Here is a 17,249-nt window from a genome sequence, read left to right as displayed (position 1 = left end):
ACCCGATAACGTGCGCATTCTCTACATCAACCACTACGCCGGCAGCCCGCGGCACGGCATGGAATTCCGCCCCTACTACCTGGCCCGCGAATGGGTGAAGGCCGGGCACGAAGTGCACATCGTGGCGGCGGACTACTCGCACCTGCGCCAGCACAACCCGACGCTTGCGGCCAACTATGCCGACGAGGACATCGACGGCATCCGCTACACCTGGTGCAAGACGCCGAAGTACGAAGGCAACGGCCTGAAGCGGGTGCTCAACATCTTCCGTTTCCTCGGCCGGGTGATGGGCCTGTCCGGGCGCTATCTCAAAGAGTGGCGGCCGGAGGTGGTGATCGCGTCCTCCACCTACCCGCTGGACACCGTACCGGCGGCCTTCATCGCCGGCAAGACCGGTGCCAGGCTGGTGTACGAGGTGCATGACCTGTGGCCGCTGACGCCGGTGGAAGTGGGCGGCATGAGTCCGAAGCACCCGTTCATCCGCCTGCTGCAGTGGGCGGAGGACTTCGGCTACCGCAAGGCGGACACCGTGGTGTCGATGCTGCCCTGTGCCAAGGACTACATGCTGGCGCACGGCATGGCGCCGGAAAAATACGTGGTGATCCCCAACGGCGTGGACGTGTCAGAATGGCAGGGCGCCAGCGAGCCGCTGCCGGCCGAGCACCGCATGCGGCTGGCGGAACTGAAGGCCGACAAGCGCTTCATCGTTGGCTACGCCGGCGGGCATGGCCTCGCCAACGCGCTGGACTTCCTGCTGCAGGCGGCCAGCCTGCTGCAGGCGGCCAGCCTGCTGCCGGCGGATGCCGGTCTGCACATCGTGCTGGTCGGCGACGGCCCGGACAAGGCGGCGCTGCAGGCGCAGGCACAGCAGCTGGGGCTGGGCAATGTCAGCTTCCTGCCGGCCATTCCCAAACGCGCGGTGCCGGCTTTCCTCGCCGAGTGCGACGCGCTGTACATCGGCTGGCGCAAGCTGCCGATCTACCGCTTCGGCATCAACCCCAACAAGCTGTTCGACTACCTTATGGCCGCCAAGCCGGTGCTGCACTCGGTGGAGGCCGGCAACGACATGGTGCTTGATGCCGGCGCCGGCATCAGCGTCGGCGCGGAAGACCCGGTGGCCATCGCCGACGGCCTGCGGCGCATGGCGGCACTGACGCCGAACCAGCGCGGCCGCATGGGCGCCGCCGGCAAGGCGTACGTGCTCGCCAAGCACGACTACGCGGTGCTGGCGAGATGCTTCCTGCAGGCCATGCGCTAAGCGGCCTGCGGCCAACCTTTTGATGACGAGAGCAGCATGAGCCAGCAACAGCAACACATCCGCTTCGACTTTGCCGACGGCCTGCGCGGGCTGGCCATGCTGGCCGTGGTGCTGTTCCACTACACGCAGATCTTCTGGCAGCGCCGCGACCGCATCGGCGAGGTAATGCATCTGCCGCCGCTGGACGGCTACCACGACGCTTCCTTCGTGCTGCCGTTCAACCTCGGCGCGGTGGGGGTGGGGCTGTTCCTGCTGATCTCCGGGCTGCTGATCCCGCTGTCGCTCACCCGCATGGGCGCGGCGCGTTTCGCGGTGTCGCGCCTGTTCCGCATCTACCCCACCTACTGGGCGGGGCTGGCGCTGACTGTGGGCGCGCTGTGGCTGGCCTCCCGGCTGCCGGATGGCGAGTTCGACGTCAGCCCCGCCGATGTGCTGGGCCACGCCAGCATCGCGTTCCAGGACTGGCTGGGCGGGCGCAACATCGACCCGGTGATGTGGACGCTGAAGGTGGAACTGTGGTTCTACGCCATGCTCGGCGCGGCGTTCGCGCTCACCGGCCGGCGCATCAAGTGGGCGATCTGGCTGCTGCTGCCGCTGATCGGCTGGCTGTGCCGCTTCGCCGAGCCCAATAATTTCCAGACCATCGTCTGCTACTTCCCGCTGATGTTCGCCGGCTGCTGGCTGTACTTCTACCAGACCGGGCAGGCCGGCAAATGGGAAACCGTGCTGCATTTCCTCGCCATGCTGGGGCTGTTCGTGTGGGTGAGCAACTGGGGCTCGGTAGAGTTGTATGCCAGCTACGGCATCGGCGTGGCGTTGTTCGTCGCCGGCGCGTTGTGGCCGCGGCTGGTGGCCGCGCCGTTGCTGACGCGGGTGGCCGGCGTCAGCTACGCCTGGTACGTGTGCCACTCGGTGGCCGGTTACGCCATCCTGTTCGCGCTGGCACAATACGGCACCCCGTGGTGGCTGATGGTGGCCATCGCGCTGGCTGCGACCTGGTACATGGCGCTGGCGATCAACCGTTTCGTGGAGCTGCCGACGCAGAAGATCGGCAAGCGGCTGGCGGACAAGCTGAAGTGAGACGGCCAAGGTTGGCCGCAAGGATTTTTACCCGGTGGCACGGTGCCGCCGGCATGGTAATGAAAGACTGAATAATGGCTGAACAGAAGTTTCTACCGTTTGCACTGCCGGATATCGGCGAAGACGAAATCAACGAAGTGGTCGATGCACTGCGTTCCGGCTGGGTAACCACCGGCCCCAAGACCAAGCAGTTCGAGGCCGATTTTGCGGCATTTATCGGTGACGGCGTGGAAGCGATCGCGGTGAATTCCGCCACCGCCGGCCTGCATCTGGCGCTGGAGGCGGTCGGGGTGAAAGAGGGTGACGAGGTGATCGTGCCCAGCTACACCTTTACCGCCACCGCCGAGGTGGTGCGCTACCTCGGCGCCCATCCGGTGATCGTGGACGTGGACCCGGTGACCTTCAACATCCGCCCGGAGGCGATCCGCGCCGCCATCACGGCCAAGACCCGCGCCATCATGCCGGTGCACTTTGCCGGCCTGGCCTGCGACATGGACGCCATCATTGCCATTGCCCGCGAGCACGGCCTGAAAATTGTCGAAGACGCCGCCCACGCCATGCCCACCTACTACAAGGGCAAGCTGATCGGCACGCTGGATTCCGATGTGACGGTGTTCAGCTTCTACGCCAACAAGACCATGACCACCGGCGAGGGCGGCATGGTGGTGTCCAAGAACAAGGACATCATCGCGCGCTGCAAGGTGATGCGCCTACACGGCATCAGCCGCGACGCCTTCGACCGCTACACCTCCAAGACGCCGGCCTGGTATTACGAGGTGGTCGCCCCCGGCTACAAGTACAACATGCCGGACACCGCCGCGGCGATGGGCATCCACCAGCTGAAGAAGATCAACGCCTTCCTGCACAAGCGCGAAACGTTGGCCGCACGCTTCGATGAGGCGCTTGGCGACCTGCCGCTGATCCTGCCGGCGCGGCCGACGGAGGCCGGCAGCAACCACGCCTGGCACCTGTACCCGGTGCGCCTCAAGCCGGAAGCCGGCATCAGCCGTGACGACTTCATCGTGCGCATGGCGGAGCTGGGCATCGGCTGCTCGGTGCACTTCATCCCGCTGCATCGCCAGCCGGTATGGCGCGACGGTTACGGCCTGAAGCGCGAGAGCTTCCCGGTGGCCGACGCCGCGTTCGAGGCCGAGGTGACGCTGCCGCTGTACACCCGCATGACGGACGACGACCAGAGCCGCGTGATTGCCGCGGTGCGCCAGCTGCTGGGCAAATGATGAGCCAGATGCCTGATAATCTGCGGCCAACCTTGGCTGCCACCCACGGCTCGCCGCTGCTCAAGCGCCTGTTCGACCTGACGGCGGTGCTGTGCGGGCTGTGGCTGATCTGGCCGCTGCTGCTGGCCATCGCGTTGTGGGTGAAGCTGGATTCGCCGGGGCCGGTGTTCTTCCGCCAGGTGCGGGTAGGGCGTGGCGGTCAGCTGTTCCGCATCCACAAGTTCCGCACCATGCAGATCGGTGCCGAATCCTCCGGCCAGCTGACGGTGGGCGCCGACGCCCGCGTCACCCGCGCCGGGCGCCTGCTGCGCAAGACCAAGCTCGACGAGCTGCCGCAGCTCCTGGACGTGCTGTTCGGCGACATGAGCCTGGTCGGCCCGCGGCCGGAGGTGCCGAAGTACGTGGCACACTATCCGGCGGCGGTGAAGGCGATCGTGCTGTCGGTACGCCCCGGCATTACCGACTGGGCGTCGATCCGCATGATCGACGAGAACGAGCTGCTCGGCAAAGCGGCGGATGCGGAGAAGATGTATGTCGAATCGATCCTGCCGCAGAAGCTGGACTACTACGTGCAGTACGCGCGCAGCTACACGCTGTGGGGCGATGTGCTGATCATCGTCGCCACCTTGCTGAAGATCGTGTCGCGCTGAGCTTTCGGCCCGGTCTGCGGCCAACCTTGGGAACAACATGCTGGAAAAACTGCTGTCCTTCTCGCGCCACCACAAGATGGCGCTCTTGATGCTGCTGGATGCGTTGCTGCTGCCGCTGGCGCTGTGGAGCGCGGTGCTGCTGCGCCTGGGCGGCAACTGGGACCCGAAGCTGGACCCATACCTGTGGATTTTCGCGGTGCCGCCGCTGTGGGTGCTGCCCATCTTCATCAAGCTCGGCCTGTACCGCGCGGTGCTGAAGTTTCTGGATGACCGCATCGTGTACACCGTGTTCGTTGGCGTGTCGCTGTCGGTGCTGCTGCTGATGGCGGTGATCCTGATGGCCGGCATCGCGCCGTTTCCGCGTACCGCCATCGTGATCTTCTGGGTGTTCGCGATGGCCTACATCGGCGGCAGCCGCTTTTTTCTGCGCGGCATCGTGCGCCGCATCGACGCGCTGGACGCGCCCCGGCGGCCGGTGATCATCTACGGCGCCGGCCGTGCCGGGCTGCAGCTGATGGCAGCGTTGCACGAGGGGCGCGAATACCGGCCGCTGGCCTTTGTCGATGACAACCCGCAGCTGTGGCGCCGCACCTACCGTGGCCTGACAGTGCACGACCCGCTGACCCTGCCGCAGCTGCTGCAGGACAGCGGGGCGGAGGCGATCCTGCTGGCGATGCCGTCGGCCAGCCGCGGCCGCCACCGCCAGATCCTGGAGCAGCTGGAAACGCTGCACGTGCCGATCAAGCGCCTGCCGGGGATGGCCGACCTGGTGTCCGGCGAGGTACGGGTGGAAGAGTTGCGCGAGGTGGAGATCGACGATGTGCTCGGTCGCGACCAGGTGCCGCCGCAGCCGGAACTGCTGGCGGCCAACATCCGCGGCAAGGTGGTGATGGTCACCGGCGCCGGCGGCTCCATCGGCGCCGAGCTGTGCCGGCAGATCGTGAAAAACCGTCCGGCGCGCATCGTGCTGTTCGAGCTGAGTGAATACGCGCTGTACGCGATCGACCAGGAGCTGGCGCGGCTGGCGCCGGCGGTGGCGCGCACGCCGGTGCTGGGCAGCGTCACCGATACCGCGCGGCTCTCCTCGGTGCTGCAGGCGTTCGTGGTGGAGACGGTGTACCACGCGGCGGCTTATAAACATGTGCCGATGGTGGAGCACAATCCGGTGGCCGGCATCGTCAACAACGCCTTCGGCACCGACAGCTGCGCGCAGGCGGCACAGGACGCCGGCGTCGCCACCTTCGTGCTGATTTCCACCGACAAGGCGGTGCGGCCCACCAACGTGATGGGTGCCAGCAAGCGCCTGGCCGAGCTGACGCTGCAGGCGCGCCACGCCGCCGGCAGCCGCACCCGTTTCGTGATGGTGCGCTTCGGCAACGTGCTGGGCAGCTCCGGCTCGGTGGTGCCGCTGTTCAAGCAGCAGATCGCCAGTGGCGGGCCGGTGACGCTGACCCACCCGGACATCACCCGCTACTTCATGACCATTCCGGAGGCGGCGCAGCTGGTGATCCAGGCCGGCGCGATGGGCGAGGGCGGCGACGTGTTCGTGCTGGACATGGGCGAGCCGGTGAAGATCATCGATCTCGCGCGGCGCATGATCCACTTGTCCGGGCTGGAGGTGCGCGACGACTACCACCCGCACGGCGACATCGAGATCCGCTGCACCGGGCTGCGCCCAGGCGAAAAGCTGTACGAGGAGCTGCTGATCGGCGACGGCGTGCTGGCCACCGACCATCCGCGCATCATGCGGGCGCAGGAGTACCACCTGCCGCCGGCGCAGCTGGCCGGCCATTTGGCGGCGTTGCGCAGTGCCTGCGCCGCGCTGGACGCGCCGCGCGCCTTTGCCGAGCTGCAACAGGTGGTGCACGAATTCAAGGCGGCGGCGCACACCGCCGACTGGGTGGCGCAGGCCGGCGGCGGCGACTGAAGCAACGCTGCCATCAAACCGCCCGTCATGCCGGCCATGACGGGCGGTTTTTTTATGGCCGCGCGACGGCGGCAGGGTGTTCGGAAATCCGGATGCCGATCGGGTGACTGTTCGGCTTGCCGTTGCTGTCGCCGGTGCCGCCGATTTATTGCCTTGCAAATCATGGGCTTGGCAATGGCGGGGGCTGGCATGGCACGTGCTATATCGCAGCCCAGACAACGGCACACCTAGATGCCGGCGCACCGGGCCCGCCCGGTACTACGAAGTATTACTGACCCTCATATGCATGGAGTCCCCCGTGAAACTCAACCGTCTGACCAAGATGATCCTCGTCGCCATGGTGCTGGGCATCTTCTGTGGCTACCTCTTCCGCGAGCTGGCATCCAGCCCTGCTGCGATCACCGCCTTTGCCGACCAGCTGTCCATCCTGACCGATATCTTCCTGCGCCTGATCAAGATGATCATCGCGCCGCTGGTGTTCTCCACCCTGGTGGTTGGCATTGCCCGCATGGGTGACGCGGCTACCGTTGGCCGCATCGGCGCCAAGGCGATGGGCTGGTTCCTGACCGCGTCGCTGGTATCGCTGACGCTGGGCCTGATCATGGTCAACCTGCTGAAGCCGGGTGTCGGCCTCGGCCTGCCGCTGCCGGATGTGGCTGCCAGCTCCGGTATCGAGAAGGGTGCGTTGTCGCTGAAGGACTTCATCAGTCACCTGATTCCGAAGAGCGTGTTTGACGCGATGGCCAAGAACGAGATCCTCGCCATCGTGGTGTTCTCGATGTTCTTCGGCACCGGCGCCGCCGCCATCGGCGACAAGGCCAAGGGGCTGATCGACGCCATCGATGCGGTGGCCCACATCATGCTGAAGGTTACCGGCTACGTGATGAACTTCGCGCCGTTCGCGGTATTCGCGGCGATTGCCGGCATGGTGGCGAAAGAGGGTCTGGGCATTCTGTCCACCTACGGCAGCTTCATGGCGCAGTTCTACCTGTCGCTGGGCCTGCTGTGGCTGGCCTTGCTGGCCATGGGCGCCATCTTCCTGAAGGGCCGCGTCATCGAGCTGCTGCGCGCGGTGCGCGAGCCGGCACTGCTGGCGTTCACCACGGCCAGCTCGGAAGCCGCCTATCCGAAAACCCTGCAAGGCCTGAAGCGCTTCGGCTGCTCCGACCGCATCGCCAGCTTCGTGATGCCCATGGGTTACTCGTTCAACCTTGACGGCTCGATGATGTACTGCACCTTCGCCGCCATCTTCATCGCCCAGGCCTACGGTATCGACCTGTCGCTGTCGCAGGAAATCACCATGCTGCTGGTGCTGATGGTGACCTCCAAGGGCATCGCCGGCGTGCCGCGCGCGTCGCTGGTGGTGATTGCCGCTACCCTGTCGCAGTTCAACATTCCGGAAGCCGGCCTGCTGCTGCTCTTGGGCGTCGACCACTTCCTGGACATGGGCCGTTCCGCGACCAACGTGCTGGGTAACGCCATTGCCGCCTGCGTGGTGGCGAAAAGCGAGAAAGAACTGACTGCCGCGCTGCCGGAAGTGGACGATGACGAAGATCAGGATGGCCGCAAGGACATCGAGCTGACGCCGGCATTTGCCAAGCAGGGCTGATAGACTGCGTGTTTTGCGCTGCCGCCGCCCGGCGGCAGCGTGTCATTCCGGAGTCTTGCCATGAGTCGCGACGAACGTTTCCTCAGCCACGCCCAGCTTGCCGAGCTGGCCCCCGCGCTGCAAAGCCAGCTGGATAGCGAGTTCGGGGTGGAGCTGGGCGCGTTCGACGCGCAGTCGCTGCTGCTGTTTGTCGCCGGGCGCATCGGTCCGGCGATCTACAACCGGGCGCTGGCCGATGCCCGCAGCGCACTGGATGCGCGCATGGAGTCGCTGCAGTCGGCACTGTGGGAGCTGGAGCGCGACTGAGGCGCATCCGTTGAGGTGATAAAAAGGTTGGCCGCATGAGCGATCATGCGGCCAACCTTTTTTGCGTGCGGCCGGCAGAGCGATTACGCTGCTGGCCATTGCAGGAGGTGTGCTATGGAAACCCGCTGGCTGGAAGACTTTCTGGTATTGGCCGAGACTGGCAGCTTTACCCGCTCCGCCGAATTGCGCCACCTGACGCAACCGGCGTTCTCGCGCCGCATCAAGGCGCTGGAGCAGTGGCTGGGCGCCGACCTGATCGACCGCACTACCTGGCCGACGCGGCTGACGCCGGCCGGCGAGCTGCTGCTGGACAAGGCGCGGCAGCTGGTCGGCGAGCTGTCCAGCACCCGCACCCTGCTGCGCGGCCTGCACGCGGCGGACGGCACCACGCTGACGCTGGCGGTGCCGCACACGCTGTCGTTCGGCTTCGTGCCGCGCTGGCTGGCGGACGAGCGCGCGGCTCTGGGCGAGGTGTCGTGGCGCCTGCTGGCGCACAACGTGCACGACGCGGTGGTGGCGCTGGTGGAGGGCAATGCCGATCTGCTGCTGTGTTACCACCATCCGCGCCATCCGGTGGAGCTGAGCGCCGGCCGCTATCCCGGCCTGCGCTTGGGCAGCGAGACGCTGGGGCCGTTCGCGCGCGCGCTGGCGGACGGCCAGCCGCAGTGGCAGCTGCCCGGCAGTAGTGCCGCACCGCTGCCCTTCCTCGGCTACGGCCCGAACGCCTACTTCCGGCGCATGACCGACCTGATCCTGGCGCGGGCGCCGGCGGTGTGCGCGCTGCGGCAGTGTTTCGAGACCGACATGGCTGAGGGGCTGAAGGCGATGGTGCTGGAAGGGCACGGTGTCGCCTTCCTGCCGCACAGCGCGGTGCAGCGCGAGCTGGCGGCCGGCCAGTTGTGTGCTGCCGGTGGCGAGCAGTGGACGCTGCCGATGGAGATCCGCGTCTACCGCGACGCGCGGCGCGAGCTGCCGGCGCTGGATGCGCTGTGGCAACAGCTGGCGGCGCGCTATCCGGCGGTGTAGCGCGGCATAACCCACTATTGCGGCCAACCTTGGTGCAAGGTTGGCCGCATGTTCTTGGTTTTTGATCGCGCGTTGGCGACATGATGGCCGATCATGCAAATCCTGCATCATCCCATCGCCATTCGGAATTGGTCGGGGCTGTCACGGCGGCGCTACAGTGGCGGCCATCCTTCCCCACACAAGAACCACGCTATGGCTACCCGTCTTGAACACGATCTGCTCGGCGACCGCGAGGTCCCTGCCCACGTTTACTGGGGTGTGCATACCCTGCGCGCCATCGAGAACTTCCCCATCACCGGCCAGACCATCGCCGGTTACGGCGACCTGATCCGCGCGCTGGCGGTGATCAAGCAGGCGGCGGCGCAGGCCAACCACCAGCTCGGCCTGCTCGGTACCGTGCACAAGGACGCCATCGTGCTGGCGTGCGAGGAAATCCGTGGCGGCAAGCTGCACGAGCAGTTCGTGGTCGACGTGATCCAGGGCGGTGCCGGCACCTCCACCAATATGAACGCCAACGAGGTGATCGCCAACCGCGCGCTGGAGATCCTCGGCCACGGCAAGGGCGAGTACCAGTACCTGCACCCCAACGAGCACGTCAACATGGGGCAGAGCACCAACGACGTGTACCCGACCGCGCTGCGGCTGGCGACGTTCTGGGGCGTGCAGCGCCTGCTGGCGGCGATGGCTCGCCTGCGTGACGCCTTCGACGACAAGGCCGACGAATTTTCCGACGTGCTGAAGATGGGCCGCACCCAGTTGCAGGACGCGGTGCCGATGACGCTGGGGCAGGAGTTCCGCACCTACGCGGTGATGCTGGGCGAGGACGAGCAGCGGCTGTACGAAGCCAGCGCGCTGATGCTGGAGATCAACCTTGGCGCCACCGCCATCGGCACCGGCATCACCGCCCATCCGGACTACACGCCGCTGGTGTGCGAGAAGCTGTCGGCGCTGACCGGCATCGCGCTGCAGACCGCGCCGAATCTGATCGAGGCGACGCAGGACTGCGGCGCCTTCGTGCAGTTGTCCGGCGTGCTGAAGCGGGTGGCGGTGAAGCTGTCCAAGAGCTGCAACGACCTGCGCCTGCTGTCGTCCGGGCCGCGTGCCGGCCTCGGCGAGATCAACCTGCCGCCGCGCCAGGCCGGCTCCTCGATCATGCCGGGCAAGGTCAACCCGGTGATTCCGGAAGTGGTGACCCAGGTCGCGTATGAAGTGATCGGCAACGACATGACGGTGACCATGGCGGCGGAAGCCGGCCAGCTGCAGCTGAATGCCTTCGAGCCGGTGATCGCCTACAGCCTGTTCCGCAGCGTCAGCCATCTGACCGCGGCCTGCGACACGCTGCGCGAAAACTGCGTGGTCGGCATCACCGCCAACCGCGACTACCTGCTGGACACCGTGCACCGTTCCGTCGGTCTGGTGACGGCGCTGAACCCCTACATCGGCTATGCCGCCGCCACCGAAGTGGCGACCGAGGCGCACGCCAACGGCGGCAGCGTCTACGACATCGTGCTGCGTCGCGGCCTGCTGACGCGCGAGCAGCTGGACAAGCTGCTGCAGCCGGAGGCGCTGACCAGCCCGCGCTGGGTGACGCTGTAAGTTTGTAGGTCCCTTTGTAGGGCGTCCCCGTGCGGTTTTCCGCATGGTGACGCCTTTTTTTGTGCCGATTCGATAGGAGGCAGCAGAGGGGGCAATGTGGCGAAGGGCCTTGGCAAGGCGGCAGAATCGGTTTATACCTTTTTTGTGCATTGCACAAAAGGAGGCCCCATGACCCAGCCCTTGTTGCCCTTGCTGCTGGCGATCAACGCCGTATTGCCGGCGCTGTGCCGTCGCCAGTGTCGCAGCAGTTTTGCTCTGTGGCATTCGTTGCTGTTTTTTGGTTGGCGCACCGTGCAGTCCGGTGCGCCGTGGCCGCAGCAGTACCAGCGCCTGCAACGCCGTGGCGAGGCCGACTGGCTGGCGTGGCAGCACGAACAGCTGGCGCTGTGCCAGACGCTGGCTGCGGCCGGCGATCCGTCGCCGCTGTGCGGCCAACCCTGTCCGCCGTCGCGCGCGCCGCGGCTGTACCAGCATCTGGCCGACGGCCTGCTGTTGTATGCGCGGCGCCGGCTGACCGCGCCCTGACGCGGCATAGAAAAAAGCCTCCGCATGCGGAGGCTTTTTTCATGGGGCCAGGGTTGGCCGCAGCCTTACCAGGCGCTGTGCCACACGTCCAGCAGCTCGCTGCATTCCACGTCGCTGACTTCGGCGCGTGCCTGCAGCCAGGCATTCAGCGCGCTGCGCATCTCGGCGGTGACCGCCACGCCGTTGATCGGGAATACGATGCCGTCCAGCTGGCCGTCGCTGAAGTGACCGCCAAAGCTGACACCGTGCTGCTCGACCGCGTCCAGCCAGGCATCCAGCAGGCCGTCGTGGGCGCCGGCAGCGGCGTCGTCTTTCAGGTTGGCGATCACGGTAAAGCCCAGTTCCTGGAACTCACCAACGCGCAGCTTCTTGCGCTGGCGGGGTTTCAGGCGTTTCAGGCGCTGGCGGGAATTGGCATTAATCATGGTGAGATCTCCGGGGTAAGTACAGACAGGGCGCGATGATAACGCGCCCTGCCCGGGGTAACACAATTATTTGCGCCGGCGACGTGTCAGAGCGTGTTCACGATCTCGCGAGCTCACGCGAGACAAGGCGAAAACGCCTGAGGAAGGGCGTTGGCTTGGATATAAATGCACCTGCCGAAGCCGTTTTCAATGCGGTATCGCCCCATCTGGCGATCTGTCGCGGCAGGTCGTGAGAAGGTTCTTACAGTCCCAGTTGCTGCCACAGGCTATCCACCCGCTGGCGGGTGGCGGCGTCCATCACGATCGGGGTGCCCCATTCGCGGCTGGTTTCGCCCGGCAGCTTGTTGGTGGCATCCAGTCCCATCTTGCCGCCCAGTCCGGAAATTGGGCTGGCAAAGTCCAGGTAGTCGATCGGGGTGTGCTCGATCAGGGTGGTGTCGCGCACCGGGTCCATGCGCGTGGTAATCGCCCAGATCACTTCCTTCCAGTCGCGGGTATTGACGTCGTCGTCGACCACCACGATGAACTTGGTGTACATGAACTGGCGCAGGAAGCTCCAGCAGCCCATCATCACCCGCTTGGCGTGGCCGGGGTACTGCTTCTTGATCGACACCACCGCCATGCGGTAGCTGCAGCCTTCCGGCGGCAGGTAGAAGTCGACGATCTCCGGAAACTGCTTCTGCAGGATGGGCACGAACACCTCGTTCAGCGCCACGCCGAGAATGGCCGGCTCGTCCGGCGGCTTGCCGGTGTAGGTGCTGTGGTAGATCGGCTTCTCGCGCATGGTGATGCGGTCGATGGTGAATACCGGGAAGCTGTCCTGCTCGTTGTAGTAGCCGGTGTGGTCGCCGTACGGGCCTTCCATCGCCATGTCGTTCGGGTGAATGTGACCTTCCAGCACGATTTCGGCGCTGGATGGCACCTGCAGGTCGGAGCCGAGGCATTTCACCAGCTCGGTGCGGCTACCGCGCAGCAGGCCGGCGAACTGGTATTCCGACAGCGTGTCCGGCACCGGCGTCACCGCGCCGAGGATGGTGGCCGGGTCGCAACCCAGCACCACCGCCACCGGGTAGGGCGTATCCGGGTTGGCCGCACGGAATTCGCGGTAGTCCAGCGCGCCGCCGCGGTGCGCCAGCCAGCGCATGATCACGCGGTTGCGGCCGATCACCTGCTGGCGGTAGATGCCCAGGTTCTGGCGTTTCTTGTTGGGGCCGCGGGTGACGGTGAGGCCCCAGGTGATCAGCGGTGCCACGTCGCCGGGCCAGCAGTGCTGGATCGGCAGCCGCGAGAGATCCACCTCGTCGCCTTCCCACACGATGTCCTGGCACGGCGCCTTCTTTACTTCCTTCGGCGCCATCGACAGCACCTGCTTCAGCAGCGGCAGCTTGTCCCAGGCGTCGCGCAAGCCCTTCGGCGGTTCCGGCTCCTTCAGATAAGCCAACGTCTTGCCGATTTCGCGCAGCTGCATCACGTCGTTGGCGCCCATGCCCATCGCCACCCGCTGCGGGGTGCCGAACAGATTGGCCAGCACCGGGATGTCGTAGCGCTTGTCGCCCTGTTGCGGCGTTTCAAACAGCAGCGCCGGGCCGCCGGCCTTCAGCACGCGGTCGCCGATCTCGGTCATCTCCAGGTGCGGCGACACCGGCACGCTGATGCGCTTCAGCTCGTGCTGTCGTTCCAGTTGGCTAATGAAGTCTCGCAGGTCGTGGTATTTCATGATCGTTTCATGATCTAACGCAAAAACCCTGCCTCAGAGCAAGGTTATTCTTGCCGCACGTCTTCGCCGTGCTCGACAAGTTGCTGGTCAATTAAGAGTGCTTTGGCGAACAAGAAGAATTTTCGCAGAACTTGCTTGGAGATAACCATGAAAAAATTCGCTATCGCCGCCATTCTGGCTTCCTTGTCCGCCGGTGCCTTCGCGGCACAGGGCGACATCATCGCACGTTTGCGTATTGCTAACGTAAATCCGCAAACTTCGGTAAATAAAACGCTGCAAGCGGCGAATGTCGATGTCAGCAATGACACCATTCCCGAGCTAGACTTCACCTACATGCTCACCAACAACATTGGCGCCGAGCTGATCCTGGGTACTTCCAAGCATGATGTGACTTCTGCTCTGGGCAAGCTGGGCTCCGTTAAAGTGCTGCCACCGACGCTGACGTTGCAGTACCACTTCAATCCGGAAGGCCAGTTCCGTCCGTACGCCGGTGCCGGTATCAACTACACCCGCTTCTACGACGTGAAAAATACGGACGTGCTGCCTTGGACCGTGAAAAAGAACAGCTTTGGCCCGGCGCTGCAGGTCGGTATCGACATGCCTCTGACCAAGGACGTGTTCCTGAACTTGGACATGAAGAAGCTGTGGATCAAGACCAAAGTCAGCTCCAATGGTACCGACCTGGGTACGCTGGACATCAACCCGCTGGTGACCAGCGTCGGTATCGGTATGAAGTTCTGATCGACCGGCTGCGGTTGGCATGAAAAAGGGCGCTGCGGCGCCCTTTTTGCATGACTCGGGTACAATGCGTCTATTCCAAGGAGATGACGATGAGTAGCTGGGTAGCGCAGGCAGTACAAAAGATCGAGGCAGACTTCAATCGCTCCAGCGATACGCACCTGATTCCCTTGCCGCTGCCGGGGCTGCCCGACATCCAGCTCTATTTCAAGGACGAGTCCACCCATCCTACCGGCAGCCTCAAGCACCGCTTGGCGCGTTCCCTGTTCCTCTACGGTCTGTGCAACGGCTGGATCAAGGCCGGTACCAGCATCATCGAGGCTTCCAGCGGCAGTACCGCGGTGTCGGAGGCTTACTTCGCCCGCCTGCTGGGTCTGCCGTTCATCGCGGTGATGCCGCGTAGCACCTCGGCCGAGAAAATCCGTGCCATCGAGTTCTACGGTGGGCGCTGCCACCTGGTGGATGATCCGGCCACTATCTATGACGTGTCGCGGCAACTGGCGCAGCAGCTGGACGGCCACTACATGGACCAGTTCACCTACGCCGAGCGTGCCACCGACTGGCGCGGCAACAACAATATCGCCGATACCATTTTCCGGCAGATGGCGCTGGAGCCGCATCCGGTGCCGGAGTGGATCGTGTGCGGTGCCGGCACCGGCGGCACCAGCGCCACCTTTGGCCGTTACGTGCGCTACCAGCGCCTGGCGACGCGGGTGTGCGTGGTGGATCCGGAAAACTCGGTGTTCTACGACAGCTACTATAGTGGTCAGCGCGACCAGCAGTGCAGCGGCGGCTCCGGGGTGGAAGGCATCGGTCGCCCGCGGGTCGAGCCGTCCTTCATTCCCGGGGTGGTGGATCACATGATCCGCGTGCCGAACGTCGCCAGCTACGCCGCCGTGCATTTTCTGGAGGAGGTGCTCGGGCGCAAGTGCGGTGGTTCCACCGGGACCAATTTCTACGGCGTCTGCCAGCTGGCGGCGCAGATGCAGCGTAACGGCCAGAGCGGCAGCATCGTCACGCTGCTGTGCGACGACGGCAACCGCTATCTCAACAGTTACTTCGATCCGGCCTGGCTGGCGCAGCATGGCTACGACATCGCGCCGTGGTTGACGCGCTATCGTCGTTTCTTCCACGATGGCGTGTGGTCGGAGGCGCAGGCCTGAGCCGCCTACCTGGCCAGACGATTCCGATGAGCTCCGCTTCCGTTTCTCCTGCTTCCGATCGCAGCCATGTCGCACTGCATGCGGCATTGATCAATGCCGCGCTGATCGTGTTCCTCAGTGCCTATCCGTTTACCGGCTGGCAGGATACCGGCTTGCCGCTGTTCGACTTCCTGTTTTACCCGCTGCCGTACTACACCCGCTTTTTCGACAATGCCGTCAACCTGCTGATCTACATTCCCTACGGTTTCAGCCTGGCGCTGGTGCCGCATCGCAAATGGCAGGGCTGGGGCTTGGCGATGCTGGTGGCCAGTCTCAGCAGTGTGCTGGTGGAGACGCTGCAGCAGTTCCTGCCATTGCGCGTCGCCTCCAATCTTGACGTGCTGTACAACGTCGGCGGCGCCGCTTGCGGCGCGACGCTGGCGACGTTCCCGCTGTTTTCCCGCTTCTGGGCGCAGTGCAAGGCGTTGCGCCGGCACTGGTTTGTCAGCGATAGCAGTGCCGACTACGCGTTGCTGCTGATCGGGCTATGGTTCCTGACGCAGCTGAATCCGGCGATTCCTCTGTTCGGCATGGTGGTGTTGCCGGAGGGGCTGCCGCAGCCGTATATCTCGCCGCTGCAAGATCCGCAGCTATTCCTGATTCTGATCGAAGGCGGCAGTGCGATGCTGAATCTCGCCGGCAGTCTGCTGTTCCTGACCTGCTTCCTGAGCCGGCGCCAGTACCAGTTGCGCGCCATCGTCTACTTCCTGCTGACGGTGATCGTGCTGAAACTGGTTACCGCCGGTGCGCTGCTGAAGCCAGCATTGTTCTTCCAGTGGGTCAACCTCAACGTCGCGCTGGGCCTGCTCGGTGGCCTGTTGCTGGTGTGGGTGGTGACGCGTGGCCAACGTTGGCCGCAAACCCTGGCTGCCATGCTGTGCCTGCTATTGTCGCAGCTGGTGGTGTCGTTCTGGCCGCTGTCCGGTCTGCAGTCCGACGTGCTGTCGCTGTTCCGCTGGAGCTACGGCCATCTGTTGAACATGAGCGCACTGGTCGATCTGGTGGCCGACTTGTGGCCGCTGGCGGCTTTTGCCTGTCTGTTGCTGTCGCTCAAGCAGCAGGGTCGGCGCTAAATGCCAGCCGTGGCAACTGGCTCAGGCTGCCGATACGATAGTCGACCCAGCACGGCTTGCGCTTCTGCTGGCTGATCCACACCGTTCGCATGCCCAGCTGCCGCGCCGTGCGCAGGTTGGCCAGGGAATCCTCCACCATGATGCAGCGTTCGGCGGCAATGCCGCTTTGACGCAGTACCTGCCGAAAAGCGGCCGCCCGCGGCTTGGGCTGGCCGAAGCGTTCGATGCCGAAAACCTCTTCAAAGAAATGGCCGATGCGCAGATGTTCGATCAGTGCCTCTACATAATGCTGCGGACCATTGGAAAACACCCACTTGCGTCCCGGTAGACGGCTCAGCAATTGCGGTAGCTGGTTACTGCTGTCGATCAGGGGTAGCAGTTCGTCCATGTCGTGGGTGTTGCGCAGAAAATGGTCGGCATCGACGTGGTGATGCCTGATCAGGCCGCCGAGGGTGGCACCATAGCGACGCCAGTACAGCTTGCGCAGGCGGTGCGCCTCATCTTCGTCAACCTGCAGGTGTTGCATGATGTAACTGGTCATCCGCAGCGTAATCAGCGGAAATACCTGTGCGCCGGCGTGGTGCAGGGTGTCATCAAGATCGAAAAGCCAGTGACGTTGCATGAATTAATGGGTTTTTATGGGAGGGAGGAGTAGGTCATCCAGCGTAGCAGAGCCAATCCGGCTTGGGTTTCCAATTTTCTTCAAATTACTTGCTCATTAAAATCAATGGTTTGTGGTTTTTGTGTCAAAAACTGCATGTTGGGGTGTTGACGCGGGTGGTCGGCTTCGCTATAGTTCGCCTCCTCAGCTGACGCCGCAAACGAAACGCGGTTCAGCACTGCTCTTTAACAGAACGAATAACCGATAGGTGTAAGTGT

General features: G+C 64.4%; 16 protein-coding genes. 13 read left to right on the top strand and 3 right to left on the bottom strand.

The genetic code is table 11. The features are described 5' to 3' along the window. Positions 1-10 precede the first annotated feature (10 nt). From PQU89_RS16650 to PQU89_RS16605, 10 genes are all read left to right on the top strand, one after another. Complete coding sequence (locus PQU89_RS16650) at positions 11-1,258, top strand: glycosyltransferase family 4 protein (RefSeq protein WP_272766775.1); 1,248 nt, start codon at positions 11-13, stop codon at positions 1,256-1,258. A 36-nt stretch (positions 1,259-1,294) separates the two neighbouring features. Further along, a complete protein-coding gene (locus PQU89_RS16645; protein ID WP_272766774.1) occupies positions 1,295-2,338 on the top strand; it encodes an acyltransferase family protein in 1,044 nt (347 codons plus the stop codon). Positions 2,339-2,412: 74 nt separating this feature from the next. Further along, positions 2,413-3,576 carry a DegT/DnrJ/EryC1/StrS family aminotransferase gene (locus PQU89_RS16640; protein ID WP_272766773.1) on the top strand — a complete coding sequence of 388 codons (1,164 nt, stop codon included), beginning with the start codon at positions 2,413-2,415 and terminating at the stop codon, positions 3,574-3,576. A gap of 8 nt (positions 3,577-3,584) precedes the next feature. Continuing rightward, positions 3,585-4,226 carry a sugar transferase gene (locus PQU89_RS16635; protein ID WP_272766772.1) on the top strand — a complete coding sequence of 214 codons (642 nt, stop codon included), beginning with the start codon at positions 3,585-3,587 and terminating at the stop codon, positions 4,224-4,226. Positions 4,227-4,263: 37 nt separating this feature from the next. Continuing rightward, complete coding sequence (locus tag PQU89_RS16630) at positions 4,264-6,153, top strand: polysaccharide biosynthesis protein (protein ID WP_272766771.1); 1,890 nt, start codon at positions 4,264-4,266, stop codon at positions 6,151-6,153. 298 nt (positions 6,154-6,451) lie between these two features. Next, positions 6,452-7,762, top strand: coding sequence for a dicarboxylate/amino acid:cation symporter (locus PQU89_RS16625; protein ID WP_272766770.1), 1,311 nt, complete (start codon positions 6,452-6,454; stop codon positions 7,760-7,762). A 60-nt stretch (positions 7,763-7,822) separates the two neighbouring features. Then, positions 7,823-8,068 (top strand): DUF2164 domain-containing protein, encoded by a 246-nt coding sequence (locus PQU89_RS16620; protein WP_272758416.1) that lies wholly within the window; start codon positions 7,823-7,825, stop codon positions 8,066-8,068. 114 nt (positions 8,069-8,182) lie between these two features. Next, positions 8,183-9,094, top strand: coding sequence for a LysR substrate-binding domain-containing protein (locus tag PQU89_RS16615; RefSeq protein ID WP_272766769.1), 912 nt, complete (start codon positions 8,183-8,185; stop codon positions 9,092-9,094). A gap of 192 nt (positions 9,095-9,286) precedes the next feature. After that, positions 9,287-10,690, top strand: a complete 1,404-nt coding sequence (gene aspA, locus PQU89_RS16610) for an aspartate ammonia-lyase (RefSeq protein WP_272766768.1) — start codon at positions 9,287-9,289, stop codon at positions 10,688-10,690. Between the two features lie 168 nt (positions 10,691-10,858). Then, positions 10,859-11,215: a hypothetical protein gene (locus PQU89_RS16605; RefSeq protein ID WP_272766767.1), complete on the top strand. Its 357-nt coding sequence runs from the start codon at positions 10,859-10,861 to the stop codon at positions 11,213-11,215. Between the two features lie 65 nt (positions 11,216-11,280). Here PQU89_RS16605 and PQU89_RS16600 read toward each other — a convergent pair whose 3' ends face one another. After that, entirely contained in the window at positions 11,281-11,640 is a 360-nt protein-coding gene (locus PQU89_RS16600) for a YggL family protein (protein ID WP_272758410.1), read from the bottom strand. A 241-nt stretch (positions 11,641-11,881) separates the two neighbouring features. Then, positions 11,882-13,357, bottom strand: coding sequence for a 4-hydroxy-3-polyprenylbenzoate decarboxylase (gene ubiD / locus PQU89_RS16595; protein ID WP_272766766.1), 1,476 nt, complete (start codon positions 13,355-13,357; stop codon positions 11,882-11,884). Positions 13,358-13,504: 147 nt separating this feature from the next. Here ubiD and PQU89_RS16590 point away from each other — a divergent pair, with 147 nt between their 5' ends. The 3 genes from PQU89_RS16590 to PQU89_RS16580 all read left to right on the top strand — a co-directional run bounded on the left by PQU89_RS16590 (position 13,505) and on the right by PQU89_RS16580 (position 16,370). Continuing rightward, on the top strand, positions 13,505-14,098 hold the full coding sequence (locus tag PQU89_RS16590) for an OmpW/AlkL family protein (protein WP_272766765.1): 594 nt from the start codon (positions 13,505-13,507) through the stop codon (positions 14,096-14,098). 89 nt (positions 14,099-14,187) lie between these two features. Continuing rightward, the gene (locus PQU89_RS16585) at positions 14,188-15,258 is read left to right on the top strand and encodes a PLP-dependent cysteine synthase family protein (protein WP_272766764.1); all 1,071 of its coding nucleotides are present in this window, start codon (positions 14,188-14,190) and stop codon (positions 15,256-15,258) included. A 26-nt stretch (positions 15,259-15,284) separates the two neighbouring features. Then, positions 15,285-16,370, top strand: coding sequence for a VanZ family protein (locus PQU89_RS16580; protein ID WP_272766763.1), 1,086 nt, complete (start codon positions 15,285-15,287; stop codon positions 16,368-16,370). Here the strand turns inward: PQU89_RS16580 and PQU89_RS16575 are convergent. Further along, positions 16,348-16,992: a pyrimidine 5'-nucleotidase gene (locus PQU89_RS16575; RefSeq protein ID WP_272766762.1), complete on the bottom strand. Its 645-nt coding sequence runs from the start codon at positions 16,990-16,992 to the stop codon at positions 16,348-16,350. The genes PQU89_RS16580 and PQU89_RS16575 overlap by 23 nt on opposite strands. Positions 16,993-17,249: the final 257 nt, after the last annotated feature.

Source organism: Vogesella indigofera (assembly GCF_028548395.1).
GTDB lineage: Bacteria > Pseudomonadota > Gammaproteobacteria > Burkholderiales > Chromobacteriaceae > Vogesella > Vogesella indigofera_A.
Note: the sequence above shows the minus strand (reverse complement) of the source record. Positions and strands in the feature narration are given on the sequence as shown.

What these genes read in the sequence shown, in the direction of transcription:
- PQU89_RS16645 (WP_272766774.1), top strand. Translation starts at nt 1,295, where the DNA reads ATGAGCCAGCAACAGCAACACATCCGCTTCGACTTTGCCGACGGCCTG.
- PQU89_RS16640 (WP_272766773.1), top strand. Translation starts at nt 2,413, where the DNA reads ATGGCTGAACAGAAGTTTCTACCGTTTGCACTGCCGGATATCGGCGAA.
- PQU89_RS16635 (WP_272766772.1), top strand. Translation starts at nt 3,585, where the DNA reads ATGCCTGATAATCTGCGGCCAACCTTGGCTGCCACCCACGGCTCGCCG.
- PQU89_RS16630 (WP_272766771.1), top strand. Translation starts at nt 4,264, where the DNA reads ATGCTGGAAAAACTGCTGTCCTTCTCGCGCCACCACAAGATGGCGCTC.
- PQU89_RS16620 (WP_272758416.1), top strand. Translation starts at nt 7,823, where the DNA reads ATGAGTCGCGACGAACGTTTCCTCAGCCACGCCCAGCTTGCCGAGCTG.
- PQU89_RS16615 (WP_272766769.1), top strand. Translation starts at nt 8,183, where the DNA reads ATGGAAACCCGCTGGCTGGAAGACTTTCTGGTATTGGCCGAGACTGGC.
- aspA (WP_272766768.1), top strand. Translation starts at nt 9,287, where the DNA reads ATGGCTACCCGTCTTGAACACGATCTGCTCGGCGACCGCGAGGTCCCT.
- PQU89_RS16605 (WP_272766767.1), top strand. Translation starts at nt 10,859, where the DNA reads ATGACCCAGCCCTTGTTGCCCTTGCTGCTGGCGATCAACGCCGTATTG.
- PQU89_RS16600 (WP_272758410.1), bottom strand. Translation starts at nt 11,640, where the DNA reads ATGATTAATGCCAATTCCCGCCAGCGCCTGAAACGCCTGAAACCCCGC.
- ubiD (WP_272766766.1), bottom strand. Translation starts at nt 13,357, where the DNA reads ATGAAATACCACGACCTGCGAGACTTCATTAGCCAACTGGAACGACAG.
- PQU89_RS16590 (WP_272766765.1), top strand. Translation starts at nt 13,505, where the DNA reads ATGAAAAAATTCGCTATCGCCGCCATTCTGGCTTCCTTGTCCGCCGGT.
- PQU89_RS16585 (WP_272766764.1), top strand. Translation starts at nt 14,188, where the DNA reads ATGAGTAGCTGGGTAGCGCAGGCAGTACAAAAGATCGAGGCAGACTTC.
- PQU89_RS16580 (WP_272766763.1), top strand. Translation starts at nt 15,285, where the DNA reads ATGAGCTCCGCTTCCGTTTCTCCTGCTTCCGATCGCAGCCATGTCGCA.
- PQU89_RS16575 (WP_272766762.1), bottom strand. Translation starts at nt 16,992, where the DNA reads ATGCAACGTCACTGGCTTTTCGATCTTGATGACACCCTGCACCACGCC.